Here is a 19,496-nt window from a genome sequence, read left to right on the forward strand (position 1 = left end):
ACCAATGTTGCACGGAGCAAATATTTTACCAGTTTTTGTCAATTTGCCTTTAAACCAGAAAAAAAGTTCCGTTAGTTTTTTCTTTTTTATATCCAGTTGATCGAATTAGCTTTAAGGGCCCCTTAATCATGCGCGGCATGAACGGTGCACCATCAACCACCCTTTAACCCCTTTTTCATGCGAACAACTCTACGCATGTGGTCTGCGCCTGCACCCCGGCGCGGTCTGCGTTCGTGGTGGCTGCCCATGTTGCTATGGCTAGCTTCCGCCAGCGCCTGGGCCCAGACGGTCACCATCGGCTCTGCGACCGTTCCGGTCGTTTCGCCCGCGACCAGTAGCTACCTCTACGGACCCATCTACCGCTCCGGCAACGATGCGGGCTCGACGTTCAACTACTCCCGGTACGCGCACCTCTACACGGCTGCCGAACTGGGCATCCCGACGGGAGCCGTAGTGACCGAGCTGGCCTGGCTGAAGTCGGACGCCGGTACGGTAACGGGTAACAACACCTATACTGTATGGCTGGAGAATTCGACGAGCACGACGCTGGGCACCACCCAGACCTGGAGCGCCATCAGCGCTACGCCCACGCAAGTCTATACCTCCACCACGCAGCAGGTCACGGGCGTTGCCGGTGACTATTTCGCCGTCACGCTCAGCCAGCCGTTCACCTACAACGGGGGCAACTTGCTGGTGCTGACGGATTGGGTGAAGCAGGGCACGGCTTCGGCGGCCGTCAACTTCGTGACCAACGCCGCCACCGGTTTCGGCCTGGGCGCGGCCAACAGCGCGGCGCTGACCGGCACCACGGCCCTGACGACCACCTACGGCAACCGCCGCCCGACCCTGCGCGTGACCTACACGCCCGGCGGGCCCTGCACCGCGCCGCCCACGGCGGGCACGGTACAGGCTTCCAGCGCCAGTGTGTGCGCCGGTACGCCGGTTAACTTCTCGCTGCAGGGCGCTTCCTATGGCACGGGCATGACCTACCAGTGGCAGAGCTCGACCAACGGCACGACCTACACCAACATCACCGGCGCGACCAGCACCTCGTACTCCGTCAGCACCCTGGCGGCTTCGACGTATTTCCGCGCCGTGCTGACCTGCTCGGGCCAATCGGCCACGACGCCGGGCGTGCAGGTGACGGTAAATACGCCGACCTACGCCACGCTGCCGGTAGCCGAGAGCTTTGAAAACGCGTGGACCAGCGCCTGCGCCACCCGCGACGTGCCGACCAATACCTGGCGCAACACGCCCATCAGCGGCGACAACTCCTGGCGTCGTAGCGACGACGGCACGGCGGCCAACTGGTCCTCGACCTCGGGCGCTTACACGCCGGCGGCCAGCGCGGGCACCACTTCGGCCCGCTTCCACACCTACAACTCGGCTTCGGGCACGGTTGGCACGCTGGACCTGTACGTCAACCTGAGCGCGGCGGGCACGAAAGTGCTCAGCTTCGACCACATCAACACCACCGGCTCGGATACGCTGACGGTGCACCTTTCCACCGACGGCGGGGCGACCTTCGGCCCGGCCCTGCTGCGCCGGACCACGTCGGCCACCTGGTCGCCGCTGAATGTGAGCACCACGGCCACCTCGGCCACGGCGGTTATCCGCTTCCGCGTCCGCTCGGACTTCGGTACCACCGACGTGGGCATCGACAACGTGGCGCTGGACGTGCTGAGCGGCGTGCCGAACTGCGCTACCAACTTCCTGCCGGCCAACAACGCCACGGGTGTGCTGCGCTCGACCACCATCACGTGGAGCGGCAACGGGGGCGTACCGACGGGCTACGATGTGTACTTCGGTACCACCGCCACGCCGCCGCTGGTTAGCTCCAACCAATCGGGCACCAGCTACACGCCCACCGCGACGCTGGCCGCCAACACGCTGTACTACTACCAGATTGTCCCGCGCAACTCCATCGGCCCCGCCACGGGCTGCGTGGTCAACCAGTTCACCACCGGCAGCCTGCAGACCTACTGCAACTCCAACCTGGGCGCGTACTGCGGCGCGGGCAACGCCAATATCTCGGGCGTAGCCATCAGCAACACCACGCTGAACAACCCGAACACGACCTGCAACACCGCCAACGGCAGCGGCTACACGCTGTGGCCGGCTGCCGGCACCACGACGGGCACGCTGAACCCGGGCGGTACCTACTCGGTCAGCGTAACCACGGCCGAGGCGGGTATCATCTCGGTGTGGTTCGACTGGAACCAGAACGGCACCCACGAAGCCTCGGAGTGGACCCAGGTGACGACGGCCTCGACGGCCAATACCGCTTCGTCGGTTAACATCACCGTTCCCGGCACCGCCGTATCGGGCCAGACGGTAATGCGCGTGCGCACCCGCCTGACCGGCAACACCAACGGGGCCGGCGACGCCTGCGCCAACTTCGGCTCGGGTGAAACCGAGGACTACGTGGTGACCATCGCTCCGGCGGCGGCCTGCACGGCTCCGCCCACGGCGGGCACGACCACGGCCAGCGCCACGAGCATCTGCTCGCCGCGCGTCATCACGCTGGGGCTGCAGGGCGCTTCGTTCGGCTCGGGCCTGACCTACCAGTGGCAGAGCTCGACCAACGGCACGACCTACACCAACATTGCCGGTGCCACCAGCTCGACTTACACCACCGCCGGGGCCGTAGCAACGACGACCTACTTCCGCGCCGTGCTGACCTGCTCGGGCCAGTCGGCCAACTCGACGCCGGTGACGGTGACGGTGACGGCGCCGACCTACGCCGCGCTGCCCGTGGCCGAAGGCTTCGACAACGCCTGGGTTGACGTGTGCGCCACCCGCGACGCGCCGAGCAACAGCTGGCGTACGACGGCGGCGGCAACGGACCCCGACGCCTCGTGGCGCCGCGACGACGACGGTGCCTCGGCCAGCTGGACCAGCCCGACCTACGGCATTTACTCGCCGACCTTCACCAACGGCACCAACTCGGCCCGCTTCCACAGCGGCTACGCTTCGGCGGGTACCATTGGTCTGATGGACCTGTACGTCAACATGAGCGCTGCAGGCACGAAAGTGCTCAGCTTCGACTACATCAACCTGTCGGGTGCCGACTCGCTGACGGTGCACCTCTCCACCGACGGCGGGGCGACCTTCGGCCCGGCCCTGCTGCGCCGGAACACGACTTCGGCGTGGGCTGCGCAGAGCATCAGCACCACGGCCACCTCGGCCACGGCGGTGTTCCGCTTCCGGGCCCGCGGCGACTTCGGCTCGACCGACATCGGCGTGGATAACCTGAACCTGCGCGTGCTGCCCGTGTGCTCGGGCACCCCCACGGCCGGTACGACCACGGCTAACGTGACGAGCATCTGCTCGCCCACGGCCATCACGCTGGGGCTGCAGGGCACTTCGTTTGCCTCGGGCCTGACCTTCCAGTGGCAGAGCTCGACCAACGGCACGACCTACACCAACATTGCCGGCGCGACCAACCAGACCTACGTAACGGCGCCGGTAACGGCAACGACCTACTTCCGGGCGGTGGTAACCTGCTCGGGTCAGTCGGCCAACTCGACGCCGGTAACGGTGACGCTGAACGCGCCGACCTACGCCACGCTGCCCGCGCTGGAGAACTTCGACAACACGTGGATTGACGCCTGCGCCACCCGCGACGTGCCGAGCAACAACTGGCGCATGACGCCTTCGTCGACCGACCCCGACGCCTCGTGGCGCCGCGACGACGACGGGGCCGCCGCTGGCTGGACCAGCCCGACCGGTGGGGCTTACGCTCCGCTGTTCAGCCAAGGCACCAACTCGGCCCGCTTCCACAGCTACTACGCTACGGCGGGTACCGTGGGCACGCTGGACTACTACGTGAACATGAGCCAGGCCGGCAACAAGCGCCTGACGTTCGACTTCATTAACCCCACCGGGGCGGACTCGCTGACGGTACACCTCTCCACCGACGGTGGGGCGACCTTCGGCCCGGCCCTGCTGCGCCTGAACGTGGCTACGGCCTGGACCAACCAGGCGCTGCCGATTACGACGACGTCGGCTACGGCAGTTATCCGCTTCCGCGGCCGCGGCGACTTCGGCCTCAACGACATCGGTCTGGACAACGTGCGCGTGGAGTCGGCTACCGGCTGCTTGTCGCCGGCTGGCCTGACGGTGGGCACCACCACCTCGACCACGGCGGTGCTGAACTGGGTGAACAGCGGCTCGGGCACGTACACGGTTGAGTACGGCCCCATCGGCTTCACGCTCGGCAGCGGTACGCAGGTAACCGGCATTACCGGCACGACCACGACCCTGACCGGCCTGACGCCCGGCACGCCCTACCAGTTCTACGTTATCCAGAACTGCGGCACGACCACTTCCGCCGCCGGCGGCCCGGTGGTTTTCAACACGCAAATCACCAACGACGACCCGACCGGTGCCATCACGCTGACGGTGGGCACGGCCTGCACGCCGGTGAGCGGTACCAACGTAGGTGCCACCACGACCACGGCTAACGGCTACGTCAACCCGGGCACCGGCGCCAACGCCTGCGGTACGGGTACGGCTCCCAAAGATGTATGGTACCGGTTCACGACGGCCGCCAGCGGCCCGACCAGCACGGCGGTGCGCATCACCGTGACGGGCGTACCGGCCAGCCAGCTGCGCGCCTTCTCGGCCACCAGCGCGGCCGGTCCGTTCACGCAGATTGGCTGTTCGGCCAACAGCAGCACGTCGGTAGCACCGAACCTGGACCTGACGAACCTGACGCCCTCGACGACCTACTACGTGCGCGTTTCGGGCTACGGTAGCACCGACACGCAGGGGCCCTTCACCATCTGCGCGGCCCTGCTGCCGAACTGCCAAGACCCGGTAGTGCCGACGGTACAGAGCGTGACCAGCACCACGGCTTCGCTGAACTGGGGCGGGGTGCAGACGAGCGGCTCGACCTACGAGATTCAGTACGGCCTGCAGGGCTTCGCGCTCGGCAGCGGTACCACCATCACGGGTATTGCCGGCCAGACGGCTACGCTCAGCACGCTGACCGCCAGCTCGAACTACTGCTTCTACGTGCGGCAGAACTGCGGCTCGGTGAACGGCTTCAGTGCCTGGGTCGGCCCGACCTGCTTCACCACGGACGCGGCTTCGGCTACCAACGACGAGCCGTGCAACGCCATCACGGCCAACGTGAACTCGACGGGTGGCCTCACCCTCGTGGGCACCACGCTGGGCGCTACGACTACCGTGCTGCCGGGTATCAACCTGCCGGCGGCCTGCTCGCCGGCCAATGCACCGAAAGACGTGTGGTTCCGCGTGACGCTGCCCGCTGGGGTTACCTCCATCCAAGGCAGCTTCCTGGAAACGACGGCCGGCATGGTGCGCCTCTACACGGCGGCTACCTGCTCGACGGGCTTCGTGGCCGTGGCCTGCCAGGCTTCGACCGGTAACAACCAAGCCGTAGGCCGGGTGAACTTTACGGGCCTGACGGCCGGCGCTACCTACTACATGGCGGTATCGGGCTACGGCTCGAACGACACGCGTGGGCAGTTCTCGTCGATTGTGCTGGCGCAGAAAGGCCAGTTTGCCGGCGGCAACGTCAACATCTTCCCGAACCCGGTAGCGGGCGGTGCTGAGCTGAACATTCAGATCAGCGGTGCCAAGTCGGGGGCGCTGCACTGCGAAGTGCTGAACGCGCTGGGCCAGGTGGTACAGACGCGCACCGCCGAAGTGCGCAACGGTAATCTGCAGCAAACCCTCACCACCACTGGGCTGGCCAAAGGCCTGTACCAGGTCCGCCTGCGCATCGGCAACGATGTAATGGTGCAGAAAGTGATGGTTGATTAAGAAAACCGGATATTTATTGAAAAGACAGCAACGGCCTCCGTTGCTGTCTTTTTTTTGTGTTTATTGACCAGCCCACCTCCCGCGCTCATTCAACCCTAACCACCTAATCTCAATGGGAAAACGTTTACTCACGGAGTTTCTGCACACCAGCTGGCGCCGCGCTTTAGCCGTGACGGCAGCGGCTCTGCTGGGCGCCACTGCGGCCCACGCCCAAGTCGATGCCTACACGATGACGCCGAGCCAGGGCACTTTCACTCCCATCACCGGCGGCACCACCGTGGCCGACATTCAGGACGACGACGAAGTCTCTACGGCTATTCCGCTGGGCTTTACCTTTCAATTCGATGGGGTGAGCTACACCCAGGCCGTGGCCTCGTCGAACGGCTGGCTGTCCTTCAACGCGACGACGACCAACAACTACCGCTTCAACGAGCTGAACGTCGCGCCGGTGGACATCCGGCCGCTCGTGGCGCCGCTCTGGGATGACATCGACGGGGAAACCGGCGTGGCTTCGTACCTGACGACGGGCACGGCGCCCAACCGGGTGTTCACGATGCAGTGGCTGGACTGGCAATGGAATTACTCGGCCACGGGCTCCACCATCAGCTTTCAGGTCAAGCTCTACGAGGGCACCAACAGAGTGGAGTTTATCTACCGGCCCGAAAACGGCACGATAAACTCGGCTTCGGCGTCCATCGGCTTGGCCGGGGCCACCATCGGCTCGTTTCTGTCGCTGAACAATACGTCGGCGACGCCGGCCGTCAGCTCCAGCACGGAAACCAGCAACATTGCCACCCGTCCGGTGTCGGGCCAGGTGTACGCCTTCCTGCCGCCGGTGTCGACGGGCTGCTCCACGCCCCGCGGCCTGAGCGCCACCAACCTGAGCCTGACCACAGCTACGCTGAACTGGACGGCCCTGAGTGGCAACGGCACGTTTACCGTGGAATACGGTCCGCGCGGCTTCGTGCCCGGCTCGGGGGCGCCCGGCGTGGTCACACGCACCGGTATTACCGGCAATTCGCTGGCTATTACCGGGTTGTCGGGGCTGACTACGTACCAGTTCTACGTGACGCAGAACTGCGGCGGCACGCTGGGCAACAGCGGCCGCTCCAACGCCGGCACGTTCACGACCATCAACGACGAATGCACGACCGCGGTACCGCTGACGGCCAGCATCAGCACCAGCTGCACGACGCGCACCCGCGCCACGCTGACGGGGGCCACCGGCTCGACGGGCGCCCCGGCCCCCGGCTGCGCCAGCTACCAGGGCGGCGACGTGTGGTTTAGCGTAGTGGTGCCGGCCAGCGGCACGCTGACCATCCAGACCGACTCGGTGGGCAACTCGCCCATCACCGATACGGGCGTAGCCCTGTACTCCGGCACCTGCTCCGGCTTGTCCCTGGTAGGCTGCGACGATGACGGCGGCAACAACGCCTTCTCCTTGCTCACCAGCACCAGCCTGGTGCCCGGCAGCACGGTGTACGTGCGCCTGTGGCAGTACAACAACGCCACCCCCACGGGGGATGTCTACATCTGCGCCCGCACCACCAGCAACTGCGCTACGCCCACGGCGCCGGTTGTGACGCCCACGGCCGGTGGCGGCGTGCTGAGCTGGGGCGGCACGCTCGCGGCGGGCGAAACCTTCTCCGTGCAGTACCGCCAGCTGGCCACGCCCACCTTCACCTCGATCAATAACATCACCAGCACCAGCACCACGCTGACGGGGCTGAATTCCAACACGGACTACTGCTTCACCGTCACGAAGAACTGCGGCGGGCAGCAGGGCGCTAGCGTCCCCTCGGTGGAGGTGTGCTTCCGCACCCTGATTGCCATTCCGACCAACGACGAGCCCTGCGGGGCGGTAGCCCTGGCCGTGAACGGCAGCGGCCAACTGACGCAGACGGTCAGCACCAACGCCGGCGCCACGACCAGCGTGCAGACGGGCATTACGCTGCCGGCCTGCTCGCCTTCGCAGGCACCGAAGGACGTGTGGTTCCGCGTGACGCTGCCCGCCGGCCAGACCAGCCTGGAGGTGGCCATGAGCGGTAACCCCGGCGGCATGCTCCGCCTCTTCACGGCCTCCACCTGCTCGACGTCCTTCACGCAGGTGGCCTGCCGGGCCGCGGCCGCGGCCAACCAGAGTGTGGGCAACCAGACGTTTACCGGCCTGACGGCGGGCGCCACGTACTACGTTGCCGTTTCGGGCTACGGCTCCAACGACACGCAGGGCGCCTTCACCATCGGTTCGGTGATTACGGGCAGCCGTAACGCTCTGGCAGGCAGCCAGCTGGCCGTGTTCCCCAACCCGGTGCACAACGGCGCGCTGACGCTGCGCCTGGACGGGGCCGGCAAGGCCTCGGCCGGCCAAGCCGTGCTGATCAACTCGCTGGGGCAGGTGGTGCGCACGCAGGCCGTGAGCATCCGCAACGGCGCCGCCGAGCAGCAACTGTCGGTGGATGGGCTGAGCCGCGGGCTGTACACACTGCGCCTGCAGGTTGACGGGGCCGCCGTAACGCGTCCCGTAGTGGTGGAGTAGGTTCTCCGCCCGCCCCAACGCAAAAGCGCGGCGCTCCTTTCGGGGCGCCGCGCTTTTGCGTTGGGGCGGGCTTAGCGCCGAAGCAGGCGGGCGTACTGCTCCTGGCCGTCGGGGGTGCGCAGGCGCAGCAGGTACAGGCCGGGGGCGGAGGCCGGCAGCCGCACCGATTGCTGCCGGGCGGCCAGGGTTTCGTGCCAGAGGCGGCGGCCCTGGCCGTCGGTCAGCTCCAGGGTGGCCGTGGTGGACAGGGGCGGCAGGTTCAGCTCGGCCGGCAGGTCCGCAGCGGCCGGATTGGGGTACAGCTGCCAGGTGGCGGCGCGGGCGGCCTGGGTGGCGGTGGGGGAGTAGGCGCGGTTTTCGAGCACGAAGATTCGGTCGTCGGTGGCGGCGGGGGCGCCGCGGCCGTCGCGGTTGGAGGTGCTCAGGTACACGCGGCCCTGCGGCGACACGCAGATGGCGCGCAGCCGGCCGTAAGTGCCCGCCCACAGGTCGGCCGGTGTGCCGAGCTGGTCCCCGCTGGCGTTGAGCGGCAGGGTGGTCAGGGCGCCGGCTTTCAGGCTGACGAGCAACAGCGTATTGGCCCACTGCGGAATGGCCGGGTGGTTGTAGTAGGTCAGCCCGGCCACGGCGCGGGTGGGCGTCCAGGCCGTCAGGGGCTCCCGCACGTTGTTGGCCTGGCAGAAGGCTTGTTCGGCCGGCAGGTTGCAGAAGCCCTCCACGGTAGGCCAGCCGTAATTGCGGCCGGGCTCGATCAGGTTCAGCTCGTCGTCGTTGTTGGCGCCGTGCTCCGAGCTGTAGATGCGGCCCGTGGCGGCCACTCGCGCGATGCCTTGCGGGTTACGATGCCCCAGCGTATACACCAGGCTGCCGGCGGTGGGGTTGTTGGTCGGCACCGTGCCGTCGGGGTTCAGGCGCAGAACCTTGCCGTTCAGCGCCTGCGGGTTCTGGGCCAGGCTGGTGTTGCTGGCGTCGCCGGTGGTCATCAGCAGGGTGCGGTCGGCCAGGATCAGCAGGCGGGAGCCGCTGTGGATGTTGGTGGCCGGGAGGTTGTCCAGCACAACCACCGGGTTGATCATGCCCAGCAGCTCATCGTAGTAGTAGCGCACCAGCTTTTCCTTGAGCGTGCCGTTGTTGGTGTAGGTGTACACCACGAACACGCTGTACTGGGGAATGGCAGGCAGGGTGAGTGAGGGCAAGATGGCCATGCCCAGCAGTCCGCTCTCGCCGGCCTGGGTGACGTCGGCAATGGTGAGCAGCGGCGTGAGCTGCCCGGTGGTGGGGTTGATGCGGCTGATGCGGCCGCCGCGCTCGGTCATCCACAGGAAGTTGTCGGGGCCCCAGAGCAGTTCCCAGGGCGTATTCAGCCCGGTGGTGAGCGTGCTTAGCGTCAGGGTGGTCGTACCAACCTGGTAGGTAGGGTTCTGGGCCTGCGCCTGGCCGGCGGCCAAAAGCAGGAGCAACGAAGCGGCAAAACGTTTCATAGGCAGCTAATTAAGGTTGGAACGGTGGATCTGATTGCTGTACGGCGCCGGGGGGAGTTGGGTGAGGCCGGCAGAATGCGGATATTTCTGGGCGGGCGGCGCGCCACTGCGGCCCGCACCCAACAAACATCATGCAACCATTGTATTCGTATCTGCTTAGCGGCGCGGCGTGCTTTGCGCTGGGCGCCCTCACCATGCGCGCCGCCGACGGGCCCGCCCCCATTACCATTCCCGGCCTGCGCGCCGCCCAGGAAGTGCTGGGCCTGCGCTTTACCGATGCCCAGCTCGACTCGGCCCGCCGCGACGTGGCCGAAAACCGCGACAGTTACGAAGCCCTGCGCAAGCTGCCGCTGCCCAACGGCCTGGCCCCGGTGCTCGTCTTCGACCCCGTGCCGCTGCGCCTGCGCAATACCTTCGTCAAGCGCCGCATCGACGACAAGCTGCCCCACATCGGCAAGATGGTGCTGCCGGCCAGCCGCGACGACCTCGCTTACTACTCGGTGCGGCAGCTCGGGGAGTTGCTTCGCACCCGGCAAATCAGCTCCGAGGAACTGACGACCTTCTTCCTGGCCCGCCTGAAAAAGTACGACCCCAAGCTGCTGTGCGTCACCACGCTCACCGAGGAGCTGGCGTTGCGCCAGGCCCGGCAGGCCGACGCCGACCTCAAGGCCGGGCGCTACAAGGGGCCGCTGCACGGCGTCCCATTCGGGGTGAAGGATTTGTTTAGCACCAAGGGCTACCGCACCACCTGGGGCTCGGTGCCCTACAAGGAGCAGACCCTCGACGAGGACGCGGCCGTGGTGACGCGCTTGCGCGAGGCGGGCGCGGTGCTGGTGGCCAAGTTCACCCTCGGCGAGCTGGCCATGGGCGACGTGTGGTACGGCGGCATGACGCGCAGCCCTTGGGACCTGACCAAGGGCAGCAGCGGCTCGTCGGCGGGCTCGGCTTCGGCGGTGGCGGCGGGGCTGGTGCCCTTCGCCATCGGCACCGAAACGCTGGGCTCCATCGTCAGCCCGAGCACGGCCTGCGGCACCACCGGGCTGCGGCCCACCTTCGGGCGGGTGAGCCGGGCCGGGGCCATGGCCCTGAGCTGGTCGATGGACAAGGCCGGGCCCATTGCCCGCTCGGCCGAGGACTGCGCGCTGGTACTTGATGCGCTGGTGGGCCGCGACCCGCGCGACCCGGCCACGCTGCTGGCCCGCACCGACGAGTTCTACTACGAGTTCAATACCGACCTGAAAAAGCTGCGCGTGGGCTACGTGAAGGCCGATTTCGACCGCAACTACCCCAGCAAGGCCAACGACCAGGCCAGCCTGGAGGTGCTGCGCAAGCTGGGCGTGCAGCTGGTGGCGCTGGAGCTGCCCAAGCTGCCCGCCTCGGACATGACCTTCCTGCTCACCGCCGAAGGCGCCGCCGCCTTCGACGACCTGACCCGCTCGGGCCGCGACGCGCTGCTGGTGAAGCAGGACCGCAACGCCTGGCCCAGCTTGTTCCGGGCCTCGCGCTTCGTGCCGGCGGTGGAGTACCTGCAGGCGCAGCGGGCCCGGCGCCTGCTCATCGAGGAGCTGGATGCCCGCATCAAGGACCTCGACGCCTACGTGGCGCCCTCGTTCGGCGGCCCCAACCTGGTAATGACCAACCTCACCGGGCACCCGGCCGTGGTGCTGCCCAACGGCATGCGGCCCAACGGGCTGCCGAGCACCATCACCTTCACCGGGCAGCTCTACGAGGAAGCCCGGCTGCTGGCCCTGGCCAAGGCCTTTCAGGATGCCACCGATTTCGATGAAAAGCACCCGCCGTTGAATTTTTAAGCCGTTAGCCCGTTCTACCAAGTATACCCGGTGACGCGGGGCCTGCCCGGGCCCCGCCGTCCGCCGCCTTATCCGTTTGATTGCATGACCCTGACCCTGGAAGCGCGCTGGCAACAGCTGCTGACGCCGCTCACCCCCGATGCCGACCTGCGCCGCCGCGGCTACCAGCAGCTGCACGACGCCTACTCGCAGTCGGGCCGCCACTACCACGCGCTGCCGCACATTCGCCAGATGCTCGAAGCCCTCGACGGCCGCCTGGCCACCCTGCAGGATGCCGTGGTGGTGCAGCTGGCCGTGTGGTTTCACGACGCGGTGTACAGCCCCTTGCGCTCCGACAACGAAGCCCGCAGCGCCGAGCTGGCCCGGCAGTTTCTGGCCCAGACTTCGCTGTCGGCCGCGCGCCGCGAGCGGGTGGCTTTCCTGATCGAGCGCACCAAGGACCACACCCAGCCCCAGCCCGCCGCCGATACCGACCTGCACCTGCTGCTCGACGCGGACCTGCAGGTGCTGGGCGCGCCCGAGGCCGACTACTGGCGCTACGCCCGGCAGGTGCGCCAGGAATACGCCCTGGTGCCCGATATCCTGTACCGCCGCGGCCGGCAGGAGGTGCTGCAGAAATTTCTGGCCCTGCCCCGCGTGTACCAGACGGCCGAGTTCCAGCGACTGGAAGCGCCGGCCCGCCGCAACCTGGGCGCGGAGCTGGCGGCCTGGCAGCAGAACCGGTTCTAATGACTGGGAATTATGAATTGAGCGTTTGAACCTCATTCACCATTCCGCAGCTTGCCCGTGCTTAGCCGCTGTTGATCTGCTCTAAATCGTTGCTGGCGTGGGCTTGGGACGTACTGCCGTGCTCTAACTATGTGCTGATGTAGGCTTAGTGCGTGCTGACCAGGTCTACATCGCCGCTGACGTGCTCTACACTGGCGCTGACTAGGTCTAACCATGGGCTGCCGTGGTCTAAATGGTAGCTGGCGGCTGCTCAGGCGGAGCCGACCAGGGGGAAACCTGCGCTGACGGGTGCCAACGGCCGTATGGCGGGCGCTGAAGATGGGAAAGCGGCTGCGCAACGCGGCGGGTGGTGGGTGTGTCGTTGCGGGCCGGGCGCGCTACCTTGTGCGTCGGCTCCCTTGCTCATTCCCGTTCATGCGTTTTTCCTCCGTTTTCCGCCTGCTGCCGTGCCTGTTGCCGGCAGCCGCCGTAGCCCAGAACCCGGCCGCGCCCGCCGCGCTGGCCCCGCTCACCGTCGATAAAATCATGCGCGAGCCGGCGCAGTGGCTCGGCGGGCTGCCCTCCAGCCCGTATTGGAGCGAGGACGGCAAGCAGATATACTTCCAGTGGAACCCCGACAAAGCCCGCCGCGACTCGTTGTACGTGACCACGCCCGCCGGCGGCACCCCGCGCAAGGTAAGCCTCGCGGCCCAGCGCCAGCTGCCCGCCCCGCGCGGCGAGTACGACGAGGCCCGCGCCCGCAAGGTGTACGCCCAGGACGGCGACATTTACCTGCTCGACCTGAAATCGGGCCGGGTCCGGCGGGTGACCAACACGGCCGAGCGCGAAACCGAGCCGGCCTTTGCCCTGCAGGACCGCGTACTGAGCTACGCCCGCGGCGGCAACCTCTTTACCTGGGACCCGGCCACCGGCGAAACCGTGCAGCGCACCGATTTCCGGCGCGGTCAGCCGCTGCCCGGGCCGTCGGTGGATAAGTCGGAGAAGTACCTGCGCGCCCAGCAGCTGGCCCTGTTTCAGGTGCTGCGCGGGCGCGAGCAGGACCGCCTGGCCCGGGAACGGCAGCAGAAAGCCCTGGCCCGGCTGCGGCCCAAGGCCATCTACCTCGGCACGCAGACGGTGGAAAACCTGCAGCTCTCGCCCGATGGCCGCTACGTGACCTACTCGCTGGTGCAGGCCCCGGCCGCCGACAAGCAGGCCATGGTACCGAGCTTCGTTACCGCTTCGGGCTTCACCGAGGAGCTGAACACGCGCAACAAAGTGGGCGCCCCGCAGACGGCCTACCAGCTGGGCATCTACGACATCGGCCGCGACACCACCTTCGTGCTCGGCTACAAGGAGCTGAAGGGCCTCGACGAGCAGCCCGCCTACCGGCAGGAATATGCCCTGAAGGCCAAAGCACCCACGCCCGCCCCCGACGCCAAGCCGGCCGACGGCAAAACCGCCAAGGACAAGCCGGCTAATGAGCTGCGCCGCGTGGTGCCCTACGGCCCCTACTGGAACCGCACGGGCGAGCGGGCCTTCCTCGTCATCCGCTCATCTGACAACAAGGACCGGTGGATTGTGTCGCTGGACCCGACCACCCAGAAAATCGGCCTGCTCGACCGGCAGCGCGACGAGGCCTGGATCAACGGGCCCGGCATCGGCTACGAGGCTGGCAACGTGGGCTGGCTGCCCGATGGCAGGCGCATCTGGTTTCAGAGCGAGGAAACCGGCTACTCCCACCTCTACACGGTGGACGTGCTGAGCGGGCAGAAAAAGGCCCTCACCAGCGGCAATTTCGAGGTGCAGCAGGCGCAGCTCTCGAAGGACAAGAAAACCTGGTTTATCAGTGCCAACAAAACTCACCCCGGCGAGCAGCACTTCTACCGCCTGCCGGTAGAGGGCGGCCCGCTCACGCAGATTACCACGCGCCCCGGGGCCCACGAAGTAGTGGTGTCGCCCGATGAAAAGACCCTGCTGCTGCGCTACAGCTACGCCAACAAGCCCTGGGAGCTGTTCGTCATGGACAACAAGCCCGGTGCCAACTACCGGCAGCTCACGCACTCGACCACCAAGGAGTTTGAAAGCTACCCCTGGCGCGACCCGGAGGTAGTGACGTTCCAGGCCCAGGACGGGGCCACCGTCTACGCCCGCCTCTACCGCCCGCAGCAGCCCGACCCGAGCCGCCCGGCCGTCATCTTCGTGCACGGCGCGGGCTACCTGCAGAACGCGCACAAGTGGTGGAGCCAGTACTTCCGCGAGTACATGTTCCACAACCTGCTGGCCGACCGCGGCTACACCGTGCTCGACGTAGATTACCGCGGCTCGGCCGGCTACGGCCGCGCCTGGCGCACCGGCATCTACCGCTACATGGGCGGCAAGGACCTCACGGACCAGGTCGACGGGGCGAAGCTGCTGGTGGATAAGTACGGCGTCGACCCGCAGCGCATCGGCATCTACGGCGGCTCCTACGGCGGCTTTATCACCCTGATGGCCATGTTCACCCAGCCCGACGCCTTCCGGGCCGGCGCCGCCCTGCGCAGCGTCACCGACTGGGCGCACTACAACCACGGCTACACCGACAACATCCTCAACGAGCCCTACAACGACTCCGTGGCCTACGCCCGCTCGTCGCCCATCAACTACGCCGAGGGCCTGAAGGGGGCCCTGCTCATGTGCCACGGCATGGTCGATACCAACGTGCACTTCCAGGACATCGTGCGCCTCTCGCAGCGGCTGATCGAGCTGAAAAAGGAAAACTGGGAGCTGGCCGTGTACCCCGTCGAAGACCACGGCTTCGTGGAGCCCGCCTCCTGGACCGACGAGTACCGGCGCATCCTGAAACTGTTCGAAACCAACCTGCGCGGGCAGGCCGCCGGGCCGGTCGGCGGGGCGGCCACGGGCGCCGGCGGCCGCTGACTAGGCGCGGCCGCCGGGCTACTTCCGCTGGTCGGTGTCGCGGTTGAGCTGGTAGCTGAGGACCAGCGCGGCGCTGAGGGTGCGGGCCGTATAGCTGTGCCCGAGGCTGTAAACCTGGCCGGCTGGGTTCTGCAGCGCGGCCACCACCAGCGGGTCGTAGTAATGCTGCTTGCCGTAGATGCGACCGGTGAGCAGGGCCGTCAGCCGCTGGCGCCGGATGCCGACTTCCAGGTACGGCATTTTGGTGCGGGCAAAGCCCAGCTGGAAGGGCTGCTCGGTAAGCACCGCCACGCCCCCGGTGGCCAAACGCGTGGTGGCGGTGCCGGTGCCGTAGCGCAGCCGGGCGGCTTGCGCCCAGTACTGCGCAATTTCCGCCCCCGCCCCCGCCAGCAGCGTGTAGTGCGGGCCCACCGGCAACAGGCCGCGCAGGCCCACCTGCCACACGGCGGCGGTGGCCCGCCAATCCAGCGTTCCGCGCCACTGCGCCGAGCCGTCGGGCGCGGCCACTTCCACCTGGCGCCCGACCCGGTAGGCGTACAGCGCCGTGTGCGCGGCCAGGCGGCGGCCGCCGTCCAGCAAGTCGAAATACAGGCCCGGCTGCAGGTGCAGGCGCCCGTCGAGCTGCTGGCCGGCGAGGGTCTGGGCCTCCAGCCCCGGCGCACCCGCTGCCCGCAGACGCATGGACGTGTAGCGCACGCCCAGCAGCGGCCCCACCTGCAGCTTCACGCGGCTGGCTTTGGGGGCTTCCACCTCGATGCGCCGGCCCGGCTGCCGAACGGCCGAGCACTGCTGGTTGTAGGTCTGCACCACCCCGATGAGGTCGGTGGCGGTAAATTTTGCCTGGTTGGTGGCCGCTACGGCGGCGGCACAGTCGCCGAAATACAGCCCCAGTTGGCCCTGGTAGTTGTTGCCGTCGCGCAGGCTCACGACCCCGCCGTTGTTGTCGAGGTAGCGGCGCTCGGTCATTTCCAGGTAAGGCTGCTGCTCCCGCCGCACGAAGAAGTGCTGCACCTGCCCCCACACCACGCTCAGCAGCGTGGCCGGGCCCTCCACCAGCACATCCGCCAGCAGCGAGTCGGGCCGCTGCCGGATGACCAGGCCGTAGAACATCTGATTCGGGTTCTTGCTGGCCGAATAGTCGATGGGCAGCAGCTCGCGCCGCAGCAGGCGGCCCGAGGCCAGCTGCACGGCCCGCAGCTGCACCGCCCGGTACGAAACCACCGGGGCCGTGGCCGCCGGGCGGAAGCGCACCGCCTTGGGCGGGTCCGTCCAGAAGGCGTTTTCCACTTCGCCGCGCAGCGTATCGCCGCGGCCGAGCACCAGGTAGCCCGGTTCAAACACCTGGGCGCCGCACCTGCGGCCCAGCGGGGCCAGCAGCACCATCAATAACAATACGCGGGCGTACAAACCTGGCATAAACGACAACGGTAGCGGAATTAAAGAGCTCCAAATGTAGCATCTCGCTCCGCCAAGGCCGCCGTTTCGGGCCGGCTACAGCTGCTTGCTCAGCAGAAAGCCGCTGTACGCGTAGCCGTTCGCGTTCAGGCCCTGCAGCGGCACCACCGACATGCTGCCGCCCTTGGTCTTGTGCAGCTGCGGCACCAGAATGCCCGACAGCGCCCCGACGGAGTAGCCCACGATGTTGTCGGAGAGGAAGTGCTTGCCGGCCTGTATGCGGTTGTAGGCCACGGCTGCCGGCACCAGCGCGGCGGCCGTCCACACGTAGGGCTGGGCCGGCGAGTCGGGGTTGAAGTCGTGGAACACCTTGGCCGCGAAGAACGTGGCCGCGGCCGTGTGCCCGGTGTGCCCGGCGAAAAACGAGTTGGTGGCAATCTTGCTGCCGCGCTTATTGGCCGGCCCTTTGTCGCCGTACACGAACGGGCGGTAGCGGTAGACGCTGCCCGCCGTCAGGGTAAACCCCGCGTCCGACAGGGCCAGCGTCTGCACGTACAGGCCGAGCACCTGCCCGTAGCGCCCGCGCACGTTGTCGTTCAGCGCCAGCAGGCCCGGCGCGATGAGCAGGGTGGGGTAGCACAGCAGGTCGCTGGCCAGCTGGGCGTTGTCGCTGTACTTGCCCGCCGCCCACCGGTCAAATTTGGGAATGTCGTTTTTGTCGAGGGCGGCCAGCTCGGTTTCGCTCAGCCCGCTCTTCTGCTGAATCAGGTACAGCCCGGTGCCCGCCCCGGCGCCGAGGGCCAGGGTAATGGGGAAGTCGACGGCAAAACGGGTGCGGTAGGGCGAAGGGGCCTGCTGGGCCTGGGCCGCGGGAGCCAGCGTGGTCAGCAGCGTACCGGCGAAAAGGAGGGCGGAGGTGTGGTTCATGGCAAAATCCTAAGGCTCCTACAACGGCAGAGCTTGCGTGCGGGTTGACGTCGGCCGGCCGACGCGCGCGGCTGCGGTTGGTAAGCAGCCAAATTCCGGGCCGGCAGGACGCGGAAAACCCGCTGCAAGCCTTGGGCAAAACAGACAACTGATAAGTAAAATCGTAGCTTTGTGCCCTATCCGCCACCGCTCTGCCGGGGCGTTCGGCGGGTACTGGGTTTCCGTAAACCGGCCCTAATTCAGCGCAATGCCCTATCTGTTTACTTCCGAATCGGTTTCGGAAGGCCACCCCGACAAAGTCGCCGACCAGATTTCCGACGCCATCCTCGACGAGTACCTGCGTCAGGACCCCGCGGCGAAGGTCGCCTGCGAAACCCTGGTAACCACCGACTTCGCTATGGTCGCCGGGGAAATCAAATCGACGGCCCACGTCGAGGCCGAGCCCATCATCCGCGAGGTTATCCGCCGCATCGGCTACAACAAGCCCGAATACCTCTTCAACGCCGACACCTGCGAGGTGATGAACCGCCTGCACGAGCAGTCGGCCGACATCAACCAGGGCGTGGAGCGCGCCAAGCCCGAGGAGCAGGGCGCCGGCGACCAGGGCATGATGTTCGGTTACGCCACCCGCGAAACCGAAAACTACATGCCCCTGGCCCTCGACCTCTCGCACCGCCTGCTGCGCGAGCTGGCCGTCATCCGCCGCGAAGGCAAGGAAATGACCTACCTGCGCCCCGACGCCAAAAGCCAGGTCACCATCCGCTACGCCGACGACAACACGCCCGAGGCCATCGAAACCATCGTCGTCAGCACCCAGCACGACGACTTCGATGAGAACGAGCAGGTGATGCTCAAGCAGATCGAGCAGGACGTGAAGAACATCCTGATTCCGCGCGTGAAGGCCCAGCTCAGCCCCGAGGTGCAGCAGCTCTTCACCGACGACATCAAGTACCACATCAACCCCACCGGCAAGTTCGTCATCGGCGGCCCCCACGGCGACTCCGGCCTCACCGGCCGCAAAATCATCGTGGATACCTACGGCGGCAAGGGTGCCCACGGCGGCGGCGCTTTCTCGGGCAAAGACTCTTCGAAAGTGGACCGCTCGGCCGCCTACGCCGCCCGCCACATTGCCAAAAACCTGGTAGCCGCCGGCGTGGCCGATCAGGCCCTGGTGCAAGTGGCCTACGCCATCGGCGTGGCCGAGCCCGTGGGCTTGTTCGTGACGACCTATGGCACCACCCACGTGAGCAACGGCAACGGCCAGAAGCTCACCGACGGCCAGATTGCCGAGAAAGTACAGGGCCTGTTCGACCTGCGCCCTTACGCCATCGTGAAGCGCCTGGGCCTGCAGAATCCCATCTTCGCCGAATCGGCCGCCTACGGCCACATGGGCCGCCAGCCCGGCCAGAAGGAAGTGAAAGGTGCCGACGGCTCGACCCGCACCGTCGAAACCTTCACCTGGGAAAAGCTCGACTACGTCGACCAGATCAAAAAGGCGTTCGGCCTGAACTAGCCGAGTGGTGCCACGACTCAAAGTCGTGGCACCATCAAATGCCAAACGGCGCCCGTTCCAGCTGGAACGGGCGCCGTTTGCGTTATCGGGAAGTCAGCGGGCCTCAGTGCGCTACCTGCTTTTCCTTATGACGGATGATTTGCTTTTTGAGCTGGTCGGCGGCCGCGTCGGCGGCGGCTTCGAAGCTGGCGGCGTCTTCCTGGCTGAACAGGGTGGTGCCCGGGACGAAGAGTTTGATTTCTACGGTTTTATTGTCAACGCCGTCGTTGTTGTTCAGGCGCATGATTACTTCGCCTTCCGTCACGCGGTCGTAAAACGTTTCCAATTTATCGAGGCGCTTCTGGATGAAGTCGAGCAACTTTTGATCGGCGGTGAAGTGCACCGATTGCATCTGTACTTTCATCGGTCGTAGG

General features: G+C 66.7%; 10 protein-coding genes. 6 read left to right on the plus strand and 4 right to left on the minus strand.

Annotated features, from left to right (window positions below; genetic code table 11):
- Positions 1–246 precede the first annotated feature (246 nt).
- Positions 247–5,793, plus strand: coding sequence for a T9SS type A sorting domain-containing protein (locus DLM85_RS10705; protein WP_165822108.1), 5,547 nt, complete (start codon positions 247–249; stop codon positions 5,791–5,793).
- A 112-nt stretch (positions 5,794–5,905) separates the two neighbouring features.
- Complete coding sequence (locus tag DLM85_RS10710) at positions 5,906–8,329, plus strand: T9SS type A sorting domain-containing protein (RefSeq protein ID WP_111478118.1); 2,424 nt, start codon at positions 5,906–5,908, stop codon at positions 8,327–8,329.
- A 71-nt stretch (positions 8,330–8,400) separates the two neighbouring features.
- Here the strand turns inward: DLM85_RS10710 and DLM85_RS10715 are convergent, their stop codons facing one another.
- Complete coding sequence (locus DLM85_RS10715; RefSeq protein ID WP_111478119.1) at positions 8,401–9,810, minus strand: PQQ-dependent sugar dehydrogenase; 1,410 nt, start codon at positions 9,808–9,810, stop codon at positions 8,401–8,403.
- A 131-nt stretch (positions 9,811–9,941) separates the two neighbouring features.
- Between DLM85_RS10715 and DLM85_RS10720 the strand changes: the two genes are divergently transcribed.
- From DLM85_RS10720 to DLM85_RS10730, 3 genes are all read left to right on the plus strand, one after another.
- Positions 9,942–11,621 (plus strand): amidase, encoded by a 1,680-nt coding sequence (locus DLM85_RS10720; RefSeq protein ID WP_111478120.1) that lies wholly within the window; start codon positions 9,942–9,944, stop codon positions 11,619–11,621.
- Between the two features lie 84 nt (positions 11,622–11,705).
- Positions 11,706–12,350 (plus strand): HD domain-containing protein, encoded by a 645-nt coding sequence (locus DLM85_RS10725; RefSeq protein ID WP_111478121.1) that lies wholly within the window; start codon positions 11,706–11,708, stop codon positions 12,348–12,350.
- 414 nt (positions 12,351–12,764) lie between these two features.
- Complete coding sequence (locus DLM85_RS10730) at positions 12,765–15,248, plus strand: S9 family peptidase (RefSeq protein WP_111478122.1); 2,484 nt, start codon at positions 12,765–12,767, stop codon at positions 15,246–15,248.
- A gap of 18 nt (positions 15,249–15,266) precedes the next feature.
- Here DLM85_RS10730 and DLM85_RS10735 read toward each other — a convergent pair whose 3' ends face one another.
- A complete protein-coding gene (locus DLM85_RS10735; RefSeq protein ID WP_133257011.1) occupies positions 15,267–16,664 on the minus strand; it encodes a hypothetical protein in 1,398 nt (465 codons plus the stop codon).
- Positions 16,665–16,739: 75 nt separating this feature from the next.
- The gene (locus DLM85_RS10740; RefSeq protein WP_111478124.1) at positions 16,740–17,570 is read right to left on the minus strand and encodes a phosphatase PAP2 family protein; all 831 of its coding nucleotides are present in this window, start codon (positions 17,568–17,570) and stop codon (positions 16,740–16,742) included.
- Between the two features lie 247 nt (positions 17,571–17,817).
- On the opposite strand from DLM85_RS10740, the gene metK reads away from it, so the two are divergent.
- Positions 17,818–19,083, plus strand: coding sequence for a methionine adenosyltransferase (metK, locus tag DLM85_RS10745; protein WP_111478125.1), 1,266 nt, complete (start codon positions 17,818–17,820; stop codon positions 19,081–19,083).
- Between the two features lie 103 nt (positions 19,084–19,186).
- Here the strand turns inward: metK and hpf are convergent, their stop codons facing one another.
- On the minus strand, positions 19,187–19,486 hold the full coding sequence (gene hpf / locus DLM85_RS10750) for a ribosome hibernation-promoting factor, HPF/YfiA family (protein WP_111478126.1): 300 nt from the start codon (positions 19,484–19,486) through the stop codon (positions 19,187–19,189).
- Between the last annotated feature and the right edge of the window lie 10 nt (positions 19,487–19,496).

The sequence above is a fragment of the Hymenobacter edaphi genome, from assembly GCF_003258365.1.
Taxonomy (GTDB): Bacteria; Bacteroidota; Bacteroidia; order Cytophagales; family Hymenobacteraceae; genus Solirubrum; species Solirubrum edaphi.

Coding starts and splice junctions, on each gene's coding strand:
- DLM85_RS10705 (WP_165822108.1), top strand. CDS start 247: ATGTTGCTATGGCTAGCTTCCGCCAGCGCCTGGGCCCAGACGGTCACC.
- DLM85_RS10710 (WP_111478118.1), top strand. CDS start 5,906: ATGGGAAAACGTTTACTCACGGAGTTTCTGCACACCAGCTGGCGCCGC.
- DLM85_RS10715 (WP_111478119.1), bottom strand. CDS start 9,810: ATGAAACGTTTTGCCGCTTCGTTGCTCCTGCTTTTGGCCGCCGGCCAG.
- DLM85_RS10720 (WP_111478120.1), top strand. CDS start 9,942: ATGCAACCATTGTATTCGTATCTGCTTAGCGGCGCGGCGTGCTTTGCG.
- DLM85_RS10725 (WP_111478121.1), top strand. CDS start 11,706: ATGACCCTGACCCTGGAAGCGCGCTGGCAACAGCTGCTGACGCCGCTC.
- DLM85_RS10730 (WP_111478122.1), top strand. CDS start 12,765: ATGCGTTTTTCCTCCGTTTTCCGCCTGCTGCCGTGCCTGTTGCCGGCA.
- DLM85_RS10735 (WP_133257011.1), bottom strand. CDS start 16,664: ATGCCAGGTTTGTACGCCCGCGTATTGTTATTGATGGTGCTGCTGGCC.
- DLM85_RS10740 (WP_111478124.1), bottom strand. CDS start 17,570: ATGAACCACACCTCCGCCCTCCTTTTCGCCGGTACGCTGCTGACCACG.
- metK (WP_111478125.1), top strand. CDS start 17,818: ATGCCCTATCTGTTTACTTCCGAATCGGTTTCGGAAGGCCACCCCGAC.
- hpf (WP_111478126.1), bottom strand. CDS start 19,486: ATGAAAGTACAGATGCAATCGGTGCACTTCACCGCCGATCAAAAGTTG.